The following is a 20,094-nucleotide window of genomic DNA, read 5'->3' on the forward strand; positions in this document are numbered from 1 at the left end:
ACCGATCCGCTTGATCCGAATGATCCGGGACAAGAAGGAACAGGCAGTGATGGAGACGGCCTGACAGATGACAAATCATCTAGTGGAGGATCGAAACTCCCTGACACTGCAACTATGATTTGGACTGCTGGTCTTGCTGGGGTTGGTTCAATCTTGGCCGGTATTGCAGCCCGCTTGTTTGGCCGCAGACAGTAGACCATAATGTATTTGGTAAGAAACGAATGCGATGCCATTTGTTTCTTACCAATCTTTTTCAAATGGAGGTTCCAATGATGTCATTTTCACGGCAACTTATCAACAATACACAAGCCTTTCAGGAAAAGGCAGACATATTATATGACTTCATTAAATCAAAAAATGATTTTAAAAAATTCATAAAAAAAACTGCCGTTCATCTATTTTGTTCTCTAGGATATCAGCATCGCCGTGCTATTGTCGTCCACGCCAGTAAAATTGGATTTGATGAAGCCTGGCGATCACTCATGAAAAAAATTGAAAAACAATCACATGAAGTGCCTTCCTACATAAAAATAGATATCGTTACAAATAAAAAACCAGTCAACATACTGTCCTTTATTAATTTAATGACAAAGACAAAGAAGAACTATCTCAGATTTGGCATCAGTTTTGATAAAGATTTCAACTATGCTTTTTTAGAGCAGGAAATCAATGGAAATGCCATGATTCAATTCGACAAAGATAAGAAACGAGGGTATTTAAAAGAAGAAAACATCCAAAATTATATAAAGAGGCATCGCCCAGATATGAAACAAATTGATTTTCGCAAGGTGACAAATGTTCAGTTATTCTCAACAAAAGGCTATTTTTATGATGGCGATCAATGTTATAAGTTAAAAGAAGGAACCTTGGATAATGGAAGAAGAGACACACCTCTTGAGGCAGAGGAGATTCGTTATATGGTGACCTCTGGACAGACGTATTTGAATGCTTTGAACCAATATAGCGGTAAATTTAATTACGGCTATTTCTCATGTTTTGACAAAGAAATTAAACTTTACGATATGCTTCGGCATGCCAGTACGGTTTATGCTTTAATCGAATCGTACGAATTTGCTCCGACTGATGAAACAAAGAAAGTTATCGAAAGGTCACTGTATTTTTTAGAAACTGACGGCATCTATTATGATGGCAATACACGAGCATACATGATTGATGGTGTTGATCCTGCAAAATATGAAATTAAACTTAGCGCTAATGCTGCAGCTATTTTAGCACTTACCAAATATACAGAAGTGTTCCATGATGACAAATATTTGCCTCTTGCTCAAGCACTTGCCAACGGAATAGTTTCACTGCAAAAAAACGATGGAAGTTTCGTACATGTCCTCCATTATCCTTCAATGGACCTTAAAGAAAATTTTCGGACCGTGCACTATGACGGTAAAACGGCATTTGCCCTGATGCGACTTTATAAACTGGATGGGGATATTGAATGGCTGACAACAGTGGAAAAAGCTTTTGAATATTTTATTGGTCATGACTATTGGAAGCATCACGATCATTGGCTAAGCTATTGCGCAAACGAACTAACATATTATCGGTCGCTTGAGAAGTATTTCAAGTTCGGACTGGAAAACACAAAAGGAAAACTATCATTTGTTTATAATCACGAAACAACATATCCTACATTTTTGGAATTGAAGCTTGCAACATATCACATGATTGCTCGAATCCGAGAAACTGGGCATACCCACTTATTGGAGTCGTTTAACGAAGATCAGCTGTTGGACGTTATCCATAGACGGGCGGAATATCAGCGTAATGGTTTTTTCTATCCTGAATTAGCCATATACTATAAAAACCCGGCAAGAATCGTGGGAAGCTTTTTCATCAGGCATCATTCATTTCGCAGCCGAATTGATGACGTAGAGCATAATCTATCAGGCTACATTGCCTACTATAACACTTTTTGTAGATCTTAAAGGGGGGCAGTCTTTTGAAGAAAATCGCAAACATCCTGATTATAACAGGCATTGTCCTCATCAGTTATTTTTGCTATCAATATCTTGCAATGGAAAAAGCGCAGAATCAGTCGTTGACAGAAGCCAAGGAACGCATAGAAAACTCAGAAAGATTAAAGGATGGTCAGTCTGAGAGCGGTCAGCTAACCTTTACGGCTGAACATATGGAAGCGTTTGGTACATTGGAAATACCAAAATTGGAAAAAACAATCGGCATTGTTGAAGGTGCGGATGAAGATGCTTTGGAAAAAGGCGTTGGTCATATGTCGCAGACCGTCTTTCCTGGACAGGGTGACCAAATCGTTTTATCCGGTCATAGGGATACTGTATTCCGTAACTTTGATAAATTGGGGATAGGCGATCAATTTATCGTCAACATGCCGTATGGTGATTATGCCTACGAAATACGTGAAACGGAAATCGTTCCGGAAGATGACACCTCTGTCGTCAGAAAAATGGGGGAAGAAGTCCTGGTCGTCTCAACCTGTTATCCGTTTCATTTTGTCGGAAATGCTCCTGAACGCTTTGTAGCTTATGCCTATCCTTCAAATTAAGATTCTTAGTGAACAAAATCATTATCATTAATTCATTGGAAATATGTATGATATAACAGCCATAACAGGATAAGTCTTAAAAAAAAGCGAATGTTGACATCACGTATTATCATTTATCGTCGTTTATGATCTCAATGATGTACTCACCTTATCTTCAACCATGAACCAAATACCATTTTTTATAGCAGATCGACTCTGAACTGTTGTACATGTTAAAGTATGATCACGACATCTATAGTATTCATGAAGGCATTATGTTTTGTGAGGCAGGGACATAACTAAAACGTTCCACGCTAAAGACGAACGATTACAGGGCAAGAAGTGCAGCATTTCACTTTTTCAGCGGTCACATCCTTATGCATAGTTGATAACGACTGCGAACGAATGAAAATTTGTCTTGGCGTAGCCTTCCTTCCATTCTGATTTTTGCTGGGTGTTTGCATGCGCTGCGGCAAGATACTGCGCTTTCCATGGGCACGGCCTCAGCCTCCTCAACAAGCAAAGATCGCTTGTCTGCGGGGTCTTCGGACACGCTGGTCCCGTAGGAGTCTTCGTATCTTGCCTTCACTTTTCTTAGTGTTCTGATTATGGAAAAAATTTGATTCATGAGAATAAATTTCTATGGCTATCCACTTTCAAAAGATAGAACATTATTATTAGCGAAGGCAGAATCGGCGACTCCTCATGACGAGTGAGAGCTGAAGATCCACTTGGTGAAGCGGTTTTCTTCACCAAGTTAGCTGAAGCCGAGCCCATGGAAAGCGACGTATTCTGCCGGAGCGCTTCCCCACACTCATCAAAATTCAGCACGAAAGAAAGCAAATCCTCGTCAAAGTTATTTCGCAGTTTATGGATAATCTCAGAAAAAATCCGAACGATTCCAATAATGATGGAGTCATTGTTCGGATTTATCTTTGGCTAAGATACTTTTGTCCCGGCCTCATCTTCTTCTGAACCATCAACCTATAATATCTTCAGTACTCAACCACTGTTTTTCCTAATTTGACAATTCAAGTGCAGCATTTCCTTAAAGTTAACTTTAAGGAAAAATAAAAGAAATTCCGCTCCTGGACACTAATATCCATCGTTCTGAAGATGATATAGGGTTCTTTATGCCTATATTCACTTGATTTAATAGTCATAACGCATCAGTGAAAAATTTGAGAATCATTATAATAGGCCTGATTATTTTACCAAATATTGCCTTGAAGTTAACTTGAAGCTGTATATTTGAGAATAATATTAGAATTTGTTGATAATTGCCAATTAATGAGGAGAAACCTCATTTAATGTGCTGAAAGAAATAAAAGGGTAGGAGGTGAATGGTAACGGGTTCCTTATAAATGGGTGCCCTTTCTTGATTTTATTACATGATTGTTTCTGAGTGTAATTTCTTCTATGAAACTGCCATCTTGTTTCGAAAATGGGAAGTATAGAACAAAAAATAGTAAAAATGAGGAGACAGAGAAAATATGTTGACTATTAAAGAGGTTGCAGAAAGAGCATCAATTTCACCTTCTACAATCCGTTATTATGATGATCAAGGCTTACTTCCTTTTGTTCAACGAGACAAAAATGGTTATCGTCTTTTTAAAGAAGAAGCGCTATTCTGGCTAGAGTTTATCGGGATTATGCGCTCAGTTGGAATGTCGGTGAAAACTTTGCAGCGTTTTACTCAATTACAAATGAAAGGAGATGAAACTTTAGATGAACGAATGCAGATTTTTAATGAACATCAAGAGAAATTGCGAACACAAAAAAATGAGATAGAAGTAGCTCTTGGGAAATTGGAAGTGATCATAAAAGTATTCAAATTCTTATAATGCCATTTGATTTACAATGCTTTTAAGTTCCAATTAAAACGTTTTTCCGGTTCATTTTAATATATCGTCAAAAACATCCTGTGGATATTTATTTTATTTGTAATATGTACAGATTTGGTTGAAAAGGTTGCAGACTCACTATAAGAAAGGATATTATTAAATAATATGGAAAACATTTCTGACGAGTTGCTCATTGAGATTTATCAGAAGGCTATAGAATTGAATCTTAATTATGAATTTGTCATTATTTTAAGACATGAACTGTCACGGAGGTCTCTAAAAATCCATTGACGATATAAGGTTAAAATGCGAATAGACTGCTAGTGTTTAACATCTACGCACAAAAAATGACACAAAAGCTGGGGGATTATCCAGTGGTAAAAGTGGGATATACAATATATTAAAATAGTAAAAGGAGGGGCTTGATTTGAAGAAAATGCGATATGGCATGATTGTTTTTTGGACTTTATTGTTATCATTTATGTTTATTCCTTCTGTGGAAGCTGATAGCGGCCAATTGTATGAGGTTGGCGCTGATGCTGTAAATGTTAGAATTGCACCGAATCATAATGCTGAAATTATTGGTCAGATAGGATCCGGCGATCAACTTGTTGTATTTCAAGAACAATATGGCTGGGTTCAGACTTATTATGATGGTGAGAAGGCATGGGTCGCATCACAATTTTTGTTAGACCACAAGGAAAAATCCGCAGCAAAAGATACCTCTTACAGCACCGTTACTATCACCGCTAATAACGTTCGGCTAAGAAACGGACCGGGTACAGATAATGATATTATCGGCCATACATTTGAGGGGAATACATATGAAGTGATTGAAACAGCTGGTCGATGGCATAAACTTTTGCTTGATAACGGTTCGGCTGCATGGGTTGCATCGTGGCTGACAGATCACCCCCAGCAACAGCAATCATCCAGTGGTGAAGAGACATCCGGTACGACAGTGGTCCCCCTTGACGGATACAATATTGTGCTGGATCCTGGCCATGGTGGAAGGGATCCAGGTGCTTCAGGAATCAGTCATGAACAAGAAAAAAACTTCACACTGACTGTGGCTAAGGTCGTTGCTCAAAAATTGCGAAATGCTGGTGCAACTGTCATATTGACCAGATCTGATGATACTTATGTTTCTCTTGAGGAACGTGTTAATATTAGTCAAGCTTACAGGACAGATGCTTTTATTAGTCTGCATTACAACGCCTTTCCGATAACGACGATCAATGGGACAAGTGCACACTATTATCAAATGGGCAAGGAATACAAACTGGCTCAAAACATTCAATCTGCACTGGACAAGCATACTGAATTAAACAGCCGGGGCGTTAAGCAGGATGCCTATCATGTACTGCGTGAAAACGAGGATGTATCTGTGCTTGTGGAGCTGGGTTATATTACAAGTCCATATGATTTACCTGTCATTCAAACTGAAAATCACCAATCAAATGTTGCGGATGCGATTGTTGAAGGTGTTCAGAATTACTTTCATAATTGATGACGGCTTTTCATATTAAATCACTAATACGATGATCTAATAGATAATTGCAAAAATAATCATGAGTATCATACGATTAAGAGGATGGGACACAATTAAAACTTTCCACGCTAAAGACGAACGATTACAGGGCAGGAAGTGCAGCATTTTACTTTTTCAACAGTCACATCCTTATTCATCGTTGATAACGACTGCGAACGAGTGAGAATTTGTCTTGGTGCAGCCTTCCTTCCATTCTGATGTTAGTTGCGTGCGATTATTCGCTCCGGCAGCATACTGCGTTTTCCATAGGCACGGCCTCAGCCTCCTCGGAAAGGGTGTATTTTTCCGCAGCGACAATCATGCACTCACCAACAAAAGCATGGAAAAAAGCAAATCTAAGACCAAGTGACTTCTCAGTTGATGGATCATGCGCAACAAATTTTCAAAAATACCTCAAAAGATAAATCCGAACTGTTCCAATCATAGTGGAATCATCGTTCGGATTTATCTTTGGCTAATATACTTTTGTCCCAGCCTCTTTTAGAAATGATAACTGTTTTTTTCGTTTACTTTGAACACTATGCTCACGTAATCGAAGCCTGGTAAATGGATTCTACCGCTTTTCCAAGTGCGTCATTGAATTCTTCATCTGTCTGGTTGACGTTCAAATCCTGGGTCAGCGCACGGGAGAAGCTGGCGATGAGGCCATTATTTTCCTTCAGCTTTTCATTCGCCTCGTCTCTGTCGTAACCGCCAGAAAGTGCGACGATACGCACCACTTTCGGATGCTCAATCAGTTCTTTGTACGTGTTGGCAGCAGTTGGAATCGTAAGCTTCAGCATCACATGCTCGTCTTGGCCTAACTTATCAAGATGGCTGCGAATTTCAGCTTTTAATAATTCCTCGCATTTTTCTTTTTCCGGACTGTTGATATCCACTTCTGGCTCAATGATTGGAACCAGGCCGGCATCGATGATTTTTTTACCAATTTCGAATTGCTGATCGACGACTGCTTTGATGTCTTCCTGGTTGGCTTCTTTGATGACAGAGCGCATTTTGGTTCCAAAGATATGGCGCTCATTCGCGCGTTTAAGTTTGTCATCGATGTCATCGATCGGTTTCATCAGCTGCACGCCGTTTGATTCTTCGGCAAGGCCTTTATCCACTTTCAAAAACGGAACAACACCTTTTTTCTCAGCCAAATAATCACCTGTGTACATCCCTTCAATTTCGCGATCCATCGTTTGTTCAAAAAGAATAGCACCCAAAATTTGACTGGAATCAAAAGCAGGGGAGGTGATAATCCGTGTCCGCATCTCGTGAACTAGGTCAAACATTTCTTCCGTGTTGTGATATTCATCTTCTGAAATGCCGTATAGTGCTAGTGCTTTTGGCGTACTGCCACCACTTTGATCCAGTGCTGCGATAAACCCATCGCTGTTTTTCATTTTTTCAAATTGACGCTGTTGCATGGTTTCGACTCCTTTATCTTGAAAAATTACTTTTCCGCTTGGGGTAAAGTATGTATTAGAGTAAAAAACAACCTCGTTTATATTATATCATTAAAGTAGGAAAGGTTACAGCTTCGAGTATTGATAATAAACATTTGTGATGGTTTCCCGTCCAGACAGGACGTTATTTGATTTGAACATTCAATAACCTGTTCCCTTTTCACCTGTTCCAATTATTGGTTTTAAAAGCATGGAACTTTTCTCACCTCAATTACGGAAAACTTTCTAATCAATCATTTTTGCTGGAAAACACATTTTTAATCCAAACGCGGAATGTTGCCCATCACATGTTTCATGCTAAAGGATATACAGGCAATGTTTGGGGATGTGATTGGTTCATGGTCCTGGAATATATTCGTAAGCTTGTATCGTTCTTTTGTCAAAATATATTGCTCAAGCGCCTCGAGGTTGGGATCAACAATCCAGTATTCGGGGATTTTGAAATGGGCGTATGTTGTCAGCTTGTCAATTTTATCCCGCTTCAAAGAGGAAGGTGAAATAATTTCAGCAACCAGATCCGGGGCTCCTTCTATTCCGCGATTTGTCAGGATGTCCATTCGTTTTTGGCTGACCAGTGCTATGTCAGGCTGGCGCACTTCTTGTACGGAAAGGATAACATCAATCGGAGCGTAAAAAATATAGTAGTCCGTTTTGCAGCTGCGGGCAATTTGTTCATAAATTTCCGAGCTTACCAGTTGATGGGTTGTCGATGGGGAAGGACTCATTAATTCCAGCTTCCCGCCTGCCAATTCGTAGCGGTTACCATCATCCTGTGAGGCATAGTCATCGTAAGTAAGGTTATATTCTTTGATGACGTTTTTATCCTTTTCTGATTTTTTATGGCTCATTCATCATGCTTCCTTTCTGTTTGAATTGTCTATAGTGTACCAATTGTATTGTACCGTGAACAATAAAAAGATGTAAACGAAAGATACACCATTTTGTTTGGAACTTACGGAAAAGACATCGTTATGGAAACTGGAATGATAATTTGTCTGGAGGTGATACTAAAGTTACGTTAACGAAAGGTGGTGTGTTATGCTTTATCAAGCAAACATGGGACAAGCCTATTATGGTCATACAATTGGAATTTTAATACTTGATACGTTTGTTCCAAGAATTCCTGGTGATCTAGGCAATGCTTCAACATATACATATCCTGTTCTTTATCGAACGTTAAACGATATCACGGCCAATAAGATCACGGCCAATGATCCAAGTGTGCTTCCGGAGCTGATCTCCAAAGGCAACGAACTCGTTCAAAATGGTGCAAAAACGATTACCGCAGATTGCGGTTTTTTGCTCTACTACCAGGAAGAATTGCGAAAATCGTTGAATATCCCTGTTTTTTTATCAAGTTTGCTTCAGCTGCCATTCATACTACTTATGCTGAATAGAGAGGAAAAGGTGGGGGTTATAACAGCTGATTCCAAGTTGTTTGATGTAAAGCTGCTGCAGGAAATGAGCCCTGTAGATACGCAACGTGTGGCTATTAGCGGTCTGGAAAACACACAATATTTTTATGATGCTTGTATTGCTGAGAGCGGCACGTTAGATAAAGAAAAAATCGAACAGGAAGTTATTTACATTACTTTGAATATGGTTAAGCAAGATCCAAGTATTAAAGCCGTTTTGCTTGAGTGCAGTTTTCTTCCGCCTTATGCCAAGGCGCTTCAGGATGCCGTTAAACTGCCTGTTTTTGACTATAAGACCATGATTGATTTCGTTCATTCATCATTTTGGAAGCAAACGTATAACGGTAACCTTTAAATATGTTGTGTTGGGTGTCTTGTAAAGAAAAACATTACTGACCATTATTCAATATGCGTCAACGAAGAATCATCTTACCTGTTCATCATACAGGCAGAGATTTCGGGCATCTGGGCAAGTTTAAAGTAACAAACTATATTTCAACTCAAATCTTCCATCGACTTTTTAGCATCTTCTGCGTAATGACTTGCAAGCATGATAGGGGGGAGAGACATACCGCTCCGTTAAAAGATCCCTCTGTCCCTGTTAAACAAATTCCTTTCCATTCTAATGGTTTTGTATTAGGATAGGCTAAGTGATTTGAGTTAAGTTTTAGCAACAGGAGGACCACTGATGTCTGATCGTAATAAAGGAATTATATTATTGCTGGTATCCGCATTGGGCTTTTCACTCATGGGAGCTTTTGTGAAGCTTTCAGGCGATTTGCCCACTACACAAAAAGCATTTTTTCGCAATATTATAGCTGCTATCATAACATTAGGTTTTGTTTTCCATCATAAAGAACGGTTATTCGGGAAAAAAGAGAATCAGAAATTGCTGCTGTCCCGTTCGGCGCTCGGGGCGGTTGGGATTGTGTTGAACTTTTATGCTATTGATCATCTTGTTTTATCCGATGCAGAAATGCTGAATAAACTCAGTCCGTTCATTCTCATTATTTTTTGTGCGATTTTCTTAAAAGAAAAGGCTCGACGGTTTCAGGTGATCGCTGTGATAGTTGCGTTTGCTGGTGCATTATTCATCATCCAGCCTGAATTTTCCGTAGACGTTTTCCCTTACATTGTCGGGGTGCTTGGTGCGGTGTTTGCGGCCGGTGCTTATACACTTCTCCGGGTATTGGGAAACAAGGAAAAACATTACACAGTCGTCTTTTATTTTTCGTCTTTCACAACAGTGTTACTGCTGCCATTCACAATACTTTTATATGAACCGATGAGCTTACAGCAATGGGTATACCTTATTCTGGCAGGGGCGTGTGCAACGATCGGTCAATTTGGCGTGACACTTGCTTATAAGTTTGCACCGGCAAGTGAAATATCGATTTTCTTTTATTCAACCGTTGTTTATTCGGCGTTGCTCAGCATCGTACTATTCGGCCAGATTCCGACGCTTATCAGTGTCATAGGCTATATCATTATATTTGGTTCATCATTCTACATGTTCTTGAAAAACAACCTGCTGGATAGTCAGGGGACAAAGCAGAAACGATATTTGAAATCCTCGTAATTAAAGTCGATGCCATGATAATGTTTATACTGATGTGGGTCTGTGAGTAATCCCCCGACTTGAGTCACATGCTCAGGCGGGGGTTTTTATAATCTAAAAAATAAAAATTATAGTTGTCTTTATTAGAAATGAAGGCTTTCACTGACTTGAAGAAGCCTTCGTTTTTCTAATATCCGAATCACAATGCGACGATGGCAATGCTTATTGACACCGGTGACAAATATATGCCGCTTTGATGAACATAATCGCCCCCTATAATCGAAATGAATCCGGAAAAAAAGTGGCATCTTAGTCATCATGCTTATGCCAGATAAAATCCATCAGAAGAATTGGGGAGAACTTACGAACTGTTTCATAAGTTAGTTTCAAAACCTATTCCGTATATATAAAATAAATTTAATTGATATCCCATCAATAGGATTGGCATTTTTGGTTGTGATGGTGATTGGCGTCATGATTCTGTCAATTCATGCTCCCGCATCTTTTTTTGCCTTTGAAAAGGGAATTTTTGATAAAAAGAACAATATACGATTGGAATCGCCTCTAGTATTTTGTCATGGTGATGGCAATTCTAGCAGCGCTTTACTACTGGTAGATTCCCATTGGACAACTATCATGATCCCCCTCAATGGACATAACTAATAAGTCAAAAGTCTTATGGTCACTAAATGGCATAAAAAATATTTATGTGGAATTATAGGAATAATCTATTTTTATTATTTGAAACGGTGTATTATAATCTAAATCATCAGCAAATTCAAACAAGATTTGTTTAATATTAAATGTTATTTGAAAGCGTATACAAATGGGAGGTATTTTATATGAAAAGTTTATTCAAAAAGTCTTTTTTGAAGGCAAGTTTAGCTCTGGCATTATTAGTTTCTATGACACTTGCTGGCTGCGCGGAGGGAGCTACAGGTGGTGGAGGATCATCAGATGGTTCATTTTATGAAGGTGAATCAATGGAATTACTCGTTCCGTTTGGCACTGGTGGAGGCACTGATAGTTTCGCACGATTTGTTGCACCGTTCTTAAATGAAAGTGTAGAGGGTAATCCTAGTATGCAAACGGTGAACGTACCAGGTGGAGGCAGTATTAATGGTGCAAATGAATTCGTTGAAGTAAGGGAACATAATGGGCTTAACGCATTAGTTACAAGTGCTTCCACTCACATGCCCTATTTTCTCGGAGATCCATCTGTTAAATATGAGTTTAAAGATATGAAACCGGTTATGGGTCTTCCAACTGGTGGTGTCGTATATGTTAATCCTGAAACAGGAATTGAAGGGGCGAAAGATATCCAAAGCCCTAAACAGGATCTGGTATATGCAGGGATTAGTGCAACAGGGCTAGATTTGGTTACGTTATTGGCATTTGAAGTGTTGGATATGGATGTTGAAACAATTCTGGGATATGACGGCCGGGGTCCTTCCCGTGTCGCTTTTGAATCTGGTGAGTCGAATATTGATTATCAAACATCTACTGCTTTTTTAACAAATGTACAACCACTAGTCGAAGAAGGTTCAGCTAATCCATTATTTGCTTTTGGTCATTTAGACGAAAATGGGGAGGTTGTTCGTGACCCTGCATTTCCGGATATGCCATCGTTAAAGGAATTTTATGTCGAAGCATATGGTGAAGAGCCATCTGGAGAGGCCTGGGAAGCATATAAAGCATTCTTAGGGTCCTCTTTTACCGTTCAAAAAGTAATTTGGCTGCATGATGATGTACCCGAAGAAGCCGTTTCTGCCTTATCAGCTGGTGCAGAGAAAGTAGCTGAAAGCGAAGCGTTCAAAGAAGAGGGAGAAGAAGTGTTAGGTGGCTATACACCATATGTAGGGGACCAGCTGGATAGAGTAGTCTCTAATATGCTTGACACAGACGAAGAAGTAATGAACTGGGTAAAAGATTTTCTTAACGAAGATTATGGTATAGACAGGTTTCAATAAAAAAGGAAGGTTAAGCTTCCTTTTTTAACTTAGGGGGTATTACATTGATAGAATCAGCATTTGAGGCATTATCGATTGTATTAGATCCTGGGAGAATACCATTTATGTTCCTTGGTATTTCTATAGGCCTTTTAATAGGTCTGTTGCCTGGGTTAAGTGGAACTGTAGGGATGGCAATTTTGCTCCCGTTTGTATATGGAATGGATCCGCATACTGGAATGGCAATGTTGATAGGTATGGCAGCGGTGCTGCACACAGGTGATACATTCCCGTCTATTTTACTTGGTGTACCAGGTTCCTCAGGATCACAGGCAACAATAATGGATGGATACCCGTTAGCTAAACAAGGTGGAGCTGGCAGAGCCCTAGGGGCAGCATTTTTCTGTTCCATGATTGGCGGTATTATTGGTGGAGTTGTTCTGTTTATATCAATACCGTTGGCAAAGCCGCTAGTATTGGCGTTCGGCTCTCCTGAACTATTTATGCTGGCCATTTTAGGTTTGAGTATGGTCGGTATCTTATCAGGAAACACACCTTTAAGAGGTTTATTAGTAGGAATGATCGGATTAATGCTAGGTGCAGTTGGGGGGGCTCCAGCTGTTGCAGAATACCGTTACACGTTTGAATGGGTATATCTGTTTAACGGACTTCCATTAGCTGTAGTGGCTCTCGGGCTTTTTGCTTTTCCAGAAATGATTGAGTTACTTGCAAAAAAACAAAGTATAGCAAAAACAGAAGAATTAAAAGGCAGTTGGATGCAAGGAATTAAAGATTCGATTAAAAATAAATGGCTCATTTTGCGAAGTGCAAGTATGGGTTCCCTGATGGGTTTTGTACCAGGTGTGGGAGGCAGTGTGGTTGACTGGATCACCTATGGTATTACCAAACAAATGACGAAAGATAGCGAAAGCTTCGGTAAAGGTGATATTAGGGGCGTCATTGGTCCTGAAAGTGCAAACAACGCAAAAGAAGGCGGTGCACTCATTCCGACCCTTTTGTTTAGTATTCCCGGCAGCGGTACAACAGCTATCTTACTTGGTGGACTTTCGTTATTAGGTTTACAGGCAGGTCCGAGATTGGTTAATGAAGATATCTCAATTACGTTATCGATTGTATGGACATTGGTTTTAGCAAATATATTTGGTGCGGCTGCTTGTATTTTGTTAAGTAAATATATTGCAAAATTAAGTTTAATTCCCGCCACAAAATTAGTGCCATTTTTGCTTGTTGTTCTAATGGTAGCTTCTTATCAAAGCTCAAGACAATTTGGCGATATCTTTTTATTTGCAGGTATTGGATTGCTGGGATTGATTATGAAAAGGCTCGATTGGCCGAGGGCACCTTTACTCATTGGTTTTGTATTATCGCAAGCTACCGAAAGATATTTATGGATCTCTATGGAAAGGTATGGCTTTTCATGGCTGCTCCAGCCGGGAGTAATTATACTGGGTGTAATTATCATAGCTCTTATAGCAGGGGGTTACTACCTAAAACGTACCAGTGAGAAATCTAATTTTGCATAGGGAGGAGTAAAAATGTCCAAAGAAGTGAAATCAATTCTATTTACAGCGTTTCTATTTATCTTATTTTGCCTAATGGCTTTGGAGGCAAATACATTTACGGATAAAGCAAAGTTTTTCCCATTCTTTGTGGCTATTGGCGCTGCTTTTATTGCGTTTGTATCAGTCATTCTGCAAACCTTTGAACATGTTAAAAAAACGAAGGAGGAAGAAGAAGAAGCTGTAGAAATGAAGAAAATGCTGAAATACATTTTTTGGTTTGTGGGTTATGGCGTTTTGATTTATGTATTAGGTTTTATGCCAGCAACAATTCTATTCTTGTTGGTGTTTTTATTGGTTGAATCAAAATTCCGTGTTATGACGACCATTTTATCAACAGCACTGGTTGTTGGTGTGCTTATATTATTTGCAAATGTAATGAATTTATATTGGCCTGCAGGTGTATTAGGTATAACACTATTTAGTTGAAGGGAGTGGGATGATGACGATTACGGAAACGTTAGCGGATTATTATGTTGATTTGGATTACGCATCGTTACCCGAAAATGTCATTCAGGAAGCTAAATTATGTTTGTTAGATTCATTAGGGTGTATGTTAGCTGGAGCTCAGACTGAAGAAATCAGGAATTTGTCAGTTGAAATGGGTCAATCAACAGACGATCACCTTGTGTCATTAATTGGTTTAAATCAAAAGAGTTCTCTATTATATGCTGCTATCATCAACGGATCCATGGCACACGCCCAGGAAATGGATGATGTTCATAAGGAAGCGAAGTCACATGCAGGTGCTGTTGTCGTCCCAACTGTATTGACTTATGGCGATTATTTGAGAAGTACCGGAAAGGATATTCTCACGTCAATAATAGTTGGTTATGATACGATGCTAAGAATCGGCAAAGGAATTAATGCGACAAAACATAGGATGAAGGGATGGCACGCAACAGGTACATGTGGCACATTTGGGGCAGCAGCAAGTATTGCGAAGCTCTCTGGTTTAACTAAACAACAAATGGTTGATGCCTTAGGTTTAGCTGGAACACAGTCATCTGCTTTGTGGGCATTTACTTCCAACGGGGCTAATTCAAAAATGTTTCATGCTGGTTCTGCTTCCGCAAGTGGTTTGTTAGCTACTCTGCTTGTCAATGGTGGGTTAACAGGGGCAAATCAAATAATAGAAGCGGAAGATGGAGGGTTTTATAGGAGCAGCTCCGAGGATTACTCATACGATACTGTTGTAAAAGACCTTGGAGAAGACTTACTGATTGATAATATTACTCGAAAACCGTTTTCATGCTGCAGAAGCATGCATCCATCCATTGATGCAGCTCTGAAATTACGTCAATCAATAGACCCAAATGACATAGAGTCGATTAAAGTGTACACATATGAAGTTGCTAAAGTGCAATGTGGTTTTACCAATACACCAAAGAATACATCGGATGCCAAGTTTAGCATTCCGTATGGTGTCGCAGTTGCACTAATTGATGGGCAGGCGTTAATGAGTCAGTTCACCCCAGAAAGAATCACAGACGAAGAAACGCTCTGCCTTGCACAAAAAGTGGAAATTATTGTTGATGAAGAATTTGAAAACGTTTATCCGCAAAACTGGGGATGCAGATTGGAGATCAAAACGTCAAATGAATCGTATTCTGAAGTGATCCAGGACGCAAAAGGGGATCCTGCAAATCCTTTAACTCAAGATGAAATAGAGAAAAAGTTTATCTATCTTTCCAAAGGTTTAATTGGAGAATCGAATACGTTAGAAATCATTCAGAAGATCAATCATTTAGAAAAACTGGATGATATTTCTAAACTAGTAGAACTTTGCCTATCTTGTCATACCAAACAAAATAATTTGGTGGGAGGTTAAAAGGAAATGGAAACCATAACGAAAGTTCCTTGTGTGTTAATGAGAGGTGGTACGAGTAAGGGGTTAGTAATCAATAAGAGGGATTTACCAGGACAGGGGGAATATAGAAATAAGGCAATCTTAAGAATATATGGAAGTCCGGATTCCAGACAAATAGATGGAATTGGTGGAGGAAATCCTTTAACGAGCAAAGTAGCACTAATCGAAGAATCGGATGACGAAAATATTGATATCATTTATACGTTTGGTCAGGTAAGTATCTCTGAGGAAAAAATCGATTATCAACCAACTTGTGGAAATATGTCAGCAGCAGTAGGGTTATATGCCGTAGAGGAAGGACTTTGTGAAGTGGTTAACCCACATACAAATGTCAGAATATTCAATACAAACACAAACAAGATAATAGAAGTAGAAGTTCCGTCAAGTAATGATGGCGTTGTTTATGAGGGTGATTATGCTATTGATGGCGTACCAGGAACTGCCCCCAGGATAAATGTTAATTTCCTGGATTCAGGTGGGTCTATTACAGGAAAATTACTGCCAACAGGAAATGTAAGGGATATTATTCAACTGGATTCAGGTGAGGCCTATAAAGTCAGTGTGGTGGACTCCGCCAATACATTGGTATTTGTTACAGCCGATCAACTTAATATAAAAGGTACAGAAATAGGAGATACCTTCAATCGGAAATCGTTGTTAGATAAATTGGAAGAAATAAGGGTAAAAGTTGGTGTGCAAATAGGGTTAATTGATGATGCAACTAAAACAAGTCCATCTACACATGCTTTGCCTAAGATTGCCGTAGTTTCTAAGCCAAATAATTATGTGAATAGTGCAGGGAACAACGTTGATTCAGAGGATATTGATATTACAGGCAGATATGTTGCGATGGGCGTTCTCCACCAGGCATTTGCAGTAAGCGGGGCTATTGCGATTGCAACAGCTAGTCAAATTCCAGGTACAGTCGTTACAGATGTCCTGTCAAGTAAAAAAGAAGGTCGTGTGAAAATAGGTCACCCATCCGGTATTATTGAAGTGGAAGCAAGTGTTGAGCAAATTAAAGGTAAGTATGTAGTAAGTCGGGCGGCAATAGGCAGAACAGCACGAAGAATTATGGAAGGAAGCAGCGTTATTTTATCAAAATTATATGGCGAAAATGAAACGTCAGTCATGACGAACAAATAATAAAGCTGGCAAATCCAGCTTTATTATTTGTTCCATTAAAGCTGATAATAGTCGTTTATAAATGTCACAAAGGCATTGATCACGTTTAAGTCCAGCAATTCCTTACGATATAAAAGCCAGGTTTCTCTTAAAATTTTTTTATTGTCTATCGTTAAGTCCATCGTATGCAGGTTATCTTCCTTTTTTAAGGATATACTGGGAAAAAGAGCGTAACCGAGGCCTTTTTTAACCAGTTCTTTACAAGTTTCGATTCGGTCAACTTCCATTGTGACGTTAGGTGGTACATTAAACCTGCTCTGCCACCATTCATCAAAGGTGTTTTTTAAATGGAAATCTGTTTGGTATCGGATTAAGTTTAAGTTTGGTAGATCATCCAGTCCTATTCTTTCTCTGGAGGCGACACATAGGGTTTCTCGTTTTAATACCAATTGTTCTCCAATCCAGTTATGGTCTCCTCTTATTATTGCGACATGTATTTCTTCGCTTTGCAATTTGTTTAAAATATTTGTACTCCAACCTGTTGTCAGACTTATTTCTACGTTCGGGTATTTAGATAGAAAGCCTTCCAATAATAAAGGCAGCTGGTATAGAGCAAAGTTACTAGAGATGCCGATACGCAGAATTCCTTGCACATTTTCTTTCATATTTTTCAAATTATCTTCCGTTTTGCGCAGTTCATTTATCATCTTTCTTGCGTAACTTACTAAATATTCACCTTCATTTGTAAAAATGACACCTTTATTCCCTCTGTGTATTATTTTTACATGAAACGTTTTTTCAATCTGATTAATTCTATAGGTTAACGCCGGTTGGGAGATGTATAATTTTTGGGCAGTTTTTGTAATGGTGCCTTTATCGTACAATGTTAGCAGTAGTTCCCAATCTTTTTCGTTCATGACAAAACTCCTTCTATATTTTGGAATTACACAGTTGTGATCCTTAGTGCTAACTTTAGGACAACGATTCAATATGGAGGATGATCATTGTTGTAGGGTGATGCATATTATACCAAATGTGCTATTTTTGAAGTATTCGCCATTAAAAATATTTATATAGAAGCATAAAATTTCAATATTTTACTTATGCTCCTTTCTATTTTAACCTATTGATAAATAATTTGAAAAGCTATAAAAGAAAAAGAGATACAAAATAATTACTCGAGGTGTTTATATGTCGCTTACAAGTGAGTTAAACTATGATGTTGTAGTAGTTGGAGCCGGGAATGCTGCACTTTGTGCCGCGATTGCTTCCCGCGAAAGCGGTGCCAATGTACTCGTGTTAGAAAAGGGTCCTAAACATAAACGTGGGGGAAACTCTTATTTTACAGATGGTGCTATTCGCTTTGCCTTTAAAGGCCTTAACGATTTGAGAGAAGTCATCCCTGACATTACTGATGAAGAGGCGAACAAAATTAACATGCCACCTTACACAGCAGAAAAATATCTCAACGACCTTATGGGGGCTACGGGCGGTAAATCAGACCCAGAACTAGCTGAACACCTTGTAACGCAATCATATGAAACAATTAAATGGATGCATAAACATAAAGTTGATTTTGATTTAATTTATGATAATCAATCCTTTGAAAAAGATGGTATTTACCATTTTTGGGGTGGATTGCCAGTTAAAACAAGAGGGAGAGGTGTCGGTTTAATTGAACAGTTGAATGATCGAGCGGAACAGCTAGGTATAGATGTTTGGTACGAATCACCAGCTTTTAAAATTAATAAGGGTAATAACCAGGTTTCTTCTATTGTGGTAAACAAATACGGCGAAGAAGTAACTGTCCATACGAAAAGTATTATTTTAGCATGTGGCAGTTTTGAAGCTAATAAAAAGCTTCGCACCGAAAATCTAGGAAAGCATTGGGCTGATATCATTGTGAGAGGTACAGAATATAACACTGGTGATGGTTTGTCAATGGCAATTGAGGCAGGAGCTCAGCCTTATGGTGAATGGAATGGTGGGCATGCAATTGGGACAGATGCCAATGCTCCTAGGGTAGGTGACTTTACAAAACCAGGTGATATTTATAAGAAGCACTCGTATCCGCTTGGTATTATGATCAATAAAGATGGTCACCGATTTGTAGATGAAGGGGCGGATTTCAGAAATTATACTTATGCTAAGTATGGTCGTGAAATACTGAAACAACCAGATCAAATTGCTTATCAAATATATGATACCCAAGTAAGGCCTATGCTTCGTGATGAATATGACAGGGAAGAGGCGACTTGCTACAAAGCTGATACAATAGAAGAGCTGGCAGAACAATTAGATGTGGATAAACAACAATTTGTTCAAACCGTTGAACAATATAATAATGCGGTTCAGAAGGGTCAGTATGAACCATCCGAAAAAGATGGAAAAGGTACAAAAGGTATCACGTTACCTAAATCTAATTGGGCGTTAAAGATTGAGAAAGGCCCTTTCTATGCTTTCCCTGTTACGTGTGGAATTACATTCTGTTTCGGGGGAGTAAAAGCCAATAAACACGGTGAGGTACTGGATAGTTATTATGAACCTATTAAAGGGCTATATGCATCAGGTGAAATGATTGGCGGCATCTTCTATCAAAACTACCCTGGTGGATCAGGTTTAATGTCTGGGGCAGTTTTTGGAAAAACCGCAGGTACATCGGCTGGAAAGTATGTAAAAGAACAATTCGTTTATGATTAAAATTAGGGCAGGGAGCCGTTGGTGGTTCTCAGCTTTGTTTAAGGTTTTAGAGTAATTGTTTCCTAGCCATTTAATGTTTATGCTAGTGTTTCATAAGCTTTTCACTCAGGAAACATTGGGAGCCAAGGCTATATGAATAATTTTGAGGGAGAAGCATAAAGTATTAGTACTGATCTGAGTCAAATATAAGTTTTTGTCACGATACAACATATTATGTAATTAGCCCGGTATTCACTTTAAACACAAAGCCTGCCCGACCGTTTCAAAGATGATACCTTGCATTACAGGTATTCTTGGCATATAATGAAACTGAAAAGCATAAAATACTAAAAAGAACCCTGACAGTTTACTTGTCAGAGTTCTTCTGAGCTACGCCGCAAGAAGTTGCGGTGGACCGACTGAGTAATTCCCAACCTGTTCCGTTTTACAGGGTGGGGATTATTTTTTTATCAGAACAATTGATACCAAGACAGCAAAGCCCAAAGCTGATTCTAAGCATAATGCTTTGATACAAAGGATCATTTGGGATATCACC

At 39.0% G+C, this 20,094-nt stretch carries 17 protein-coding genes; 14 read left to right on the top strand and 3 right to left on the bottom strand.

Annotation, left to right across the window (positions count from 1 at the left end; genetic code table 11):
* The 6 genes from BM195_RS18325 to BM195_RS09590 all read left to right on the top strand — a co-directional run.
* A partial coding sequence (locus BM195_RS18325; RefSeq protein WP_211772921.1) for a hypothetical protein occupies positions 1-195 on the top strand: 195 nt, incomplete at its 5' end.
* 77 nt (positions 196-272) lie between these two features.
* The gene (locus BM195_RS09570) at positions 273-1,943 is read left to right on the top strand and encodes a hypothetical protein (RefSeq protein WP_090237105.1); all 1,671 of its coding nucleotides are present in this window, start codon (positions 273-275) and stop codon (positions 1,941-1,943) included.
* Positions 1,944-1,957: 14 nt separating this feature from the next.
* The gene (locus BM195_RS09575) at positions 1,958-2,536 is read left to right on the top strand and encodes a class D sortase (RefSeq protein ID WP_211772922.1); all 579 of its coding nucleotides are present in this window, start codon (positions 1,958-1,960) and stop codon (positions 2,534-2,536) included.
* 1,472 nt (positions 2,537-4,008) lie between these two features.
* Positions 4,009-4,359, top strand: coding sequence for a MerR family transcriptional regulator (locus BM195_RS09580; RefSeq protein WP_090237107.1), 351 nt, complete (start codon positions 4,009-4,011; stop codon positions 4,357-4,359).
* A gap of 165 nt (positions 4,360-4,524) precedes the next feature.
* Positions 4,525-4,650, top strand: coding sequence for a sporulation histidine kinase inhibitor Sda (gene sda, locus BM195_RS09585; RefSeq protein WP_090237110.1), 126 nt, complete (start codon positions 4,525-4,527; stop codon positions 4,648-4,650).
* A gap of 145 nt (positions 4,651-4,795) precedes the next feature.
* Positions 4,796-5,869 (top strand): N-acetylmuramoyl-L-alanine amidase family protein, encoded by a 1,074-nt coding sequence (locus BM195_RS09590; protein WP_244535731.1) that lies wholly within the window; start codon positions 4,796-4,798, stop codon positions 5,867-5,869.
* Between the two features lie 566 nt (positions 5,870-6,435).
* On the opposite strand, the gene BM195_RS09595 is transcribed toward BM195_RS09590, so the two are convergent.
* Together BM195_RS09595 and BM195_RS09600 are read right to left on the bottom strand one after the other, a co-directional pair.
* Positions 6,436-7,323, bottom strand: a complete 888-nt coding sequence (locus BM195_RS09595; protein ID WP_090237115.1) for a fructose bisphosphate aldolase — start codon at positions 7,321-7,323, stop codon at positions 6,436-6,438.
* Positions 7,324-7,619: 296 nt separating this feature from the next.
* Positions 7,620-8,210, bottom strand: coding sequence for a Uma2 family endonuclease (locus BM195_RS09600; RefSeq protein ID WP_090237119.1), 591 nt, complete (start codon positions 8,208-8,210; stop codon positions 7,620-7,622).
* Positions 8,211-8,400: 190 nt separating this feature from the next.
* Between BM195_RS09600 and BM195_RS09605 the strand changes: the two genes are divergently transcribed.
* From BM195_RS09605 to BM195_RS09640, 7 genes are all read left to right on the top strand, one after another.
* On the top strand, positions 8,401-9,132 hold the full coding sequence (locus tag BM195_RS09605; protein WP_090237121.1) for an aspartate/glutamate racemase family protein: 732 nt from the start codon (positions 8,401-8,403) through the stop codon (positions 9,130-9,132).
* A 333-nt stretch (positions 9,133-9,465) separates the two neighbouring features.
* On the top strand, positions 9,466-10,356 hold the full coding sequence (locus tag BM195_RS09610; RefSeq protein ID WP_090237124.1) for a DMT family transporter: 891 nt from the start codon (positions 9,466-9,468) through the stop codon (positions 10,354-10,356).
* An 821-nt stretch (positions 10,357-11,177) separates the two neighbouring features.
* Positions 11,178-12,305, top strand: a complete 1,128-nt coding sequence (locus BM195_RS09620; protein ID WP_090237130.1) for a type 2 periplasmic-binding domain-containing protein — start codon at positions 11,178-11,180, stop codon at positions 12,303-12,305.
* 44 nt (positions 12,306-12,349) lie between these two features.
* Entirely contained in the window at positions 12,350-13,828 is a 1,479-nt protein-coding gene (locus BM195_RS09625) for a tripartite tricarboxylate transporter permease (protein ID WP_090237132.1), read from the top strand.
* Positions 13,829-13,840: 12 nt separating this feature from the next.
* On the top strand, positions 13,841-14,293 hold the full coding sequence (locus BM195_RS09630) for a tripartite tricarboxylate transporter TctB family protein (RefSeq protein WP_090237134.1): 453 nt from the start codon (positions 13,841-13,843) through the stop codon (positions 14,291-14,293).
* Positions 14,294-14,306: 13 nt separating this feature from the next.
* A complete protein-coding gene (locus tag BM195_RS09635) occupies positions 14,307-15,695 on the top strand; it encodes an MmgE/PrpD family protein (RefSeq protein ID WP_170848216.1) in 1,389 nt (462 codons plus the stop codon).
* Between the two features lie 6 nt (positions 15,696-15,701).
* Positions 15,702-16,880, top strand: coding sequence for a 2-methylaconitate cis-trans isomerase PrpF family protein (locus BM195_RS09640; protein WP_090237141.1), 1,179 nt, complete (start codon positions 15,702-15,704; stop codon positions 16,878-16,880).
* Between the two features lie 35 nt (positions 16,881-16,915).
* Here BM195_RS09640 and BM195_RS09645 read toward each other — a convergent pair whose 3' ends face one another.
* On the bottom strand, positions 16,916-17,776 hold the full coding sequence (locus BM195_RS09645; protein WP_090237144.1) for a LysR family transcriptional regulator: 861 nt from the start codon (positions 17,774-17,776) through the stop codon (positions 16,916-16,918).
* 274 nt (positions 17,777-18,050) lie between these two features.
* Here BM195_RS09645 and tcuA point away from each other — a divergent pair, with 274 nt between their 5' ends.
* Positions 18,051-19,559 carry an FAD-dependent tricarballylate dehydrogenase TcuA gene (gene tcuA, locus BM195_RS09650; RefSeq protein WP_090237147.1) on the top strand — a complete coding sequence of 503 codons (1,509 nt, stop codon included), beginning with the start codon at positions 18,051-18,053 and terminating at the stop codon, positions 19,557-19,559.
* The last annotated feature ends 535 nt before the right edge of the window (positions 19,560-20,094 follow it).

The sequence above is a fragment of the Lentibacillus halodurans genome, assembly GCF_900112045.1.
GTDB classification, from domain to species: domain Bacteria; phylum Bacillota; class Bacilli; order Bacillales; family Amphibacillaceae; genus Lentibacillus; species Lentibacillus halodurans.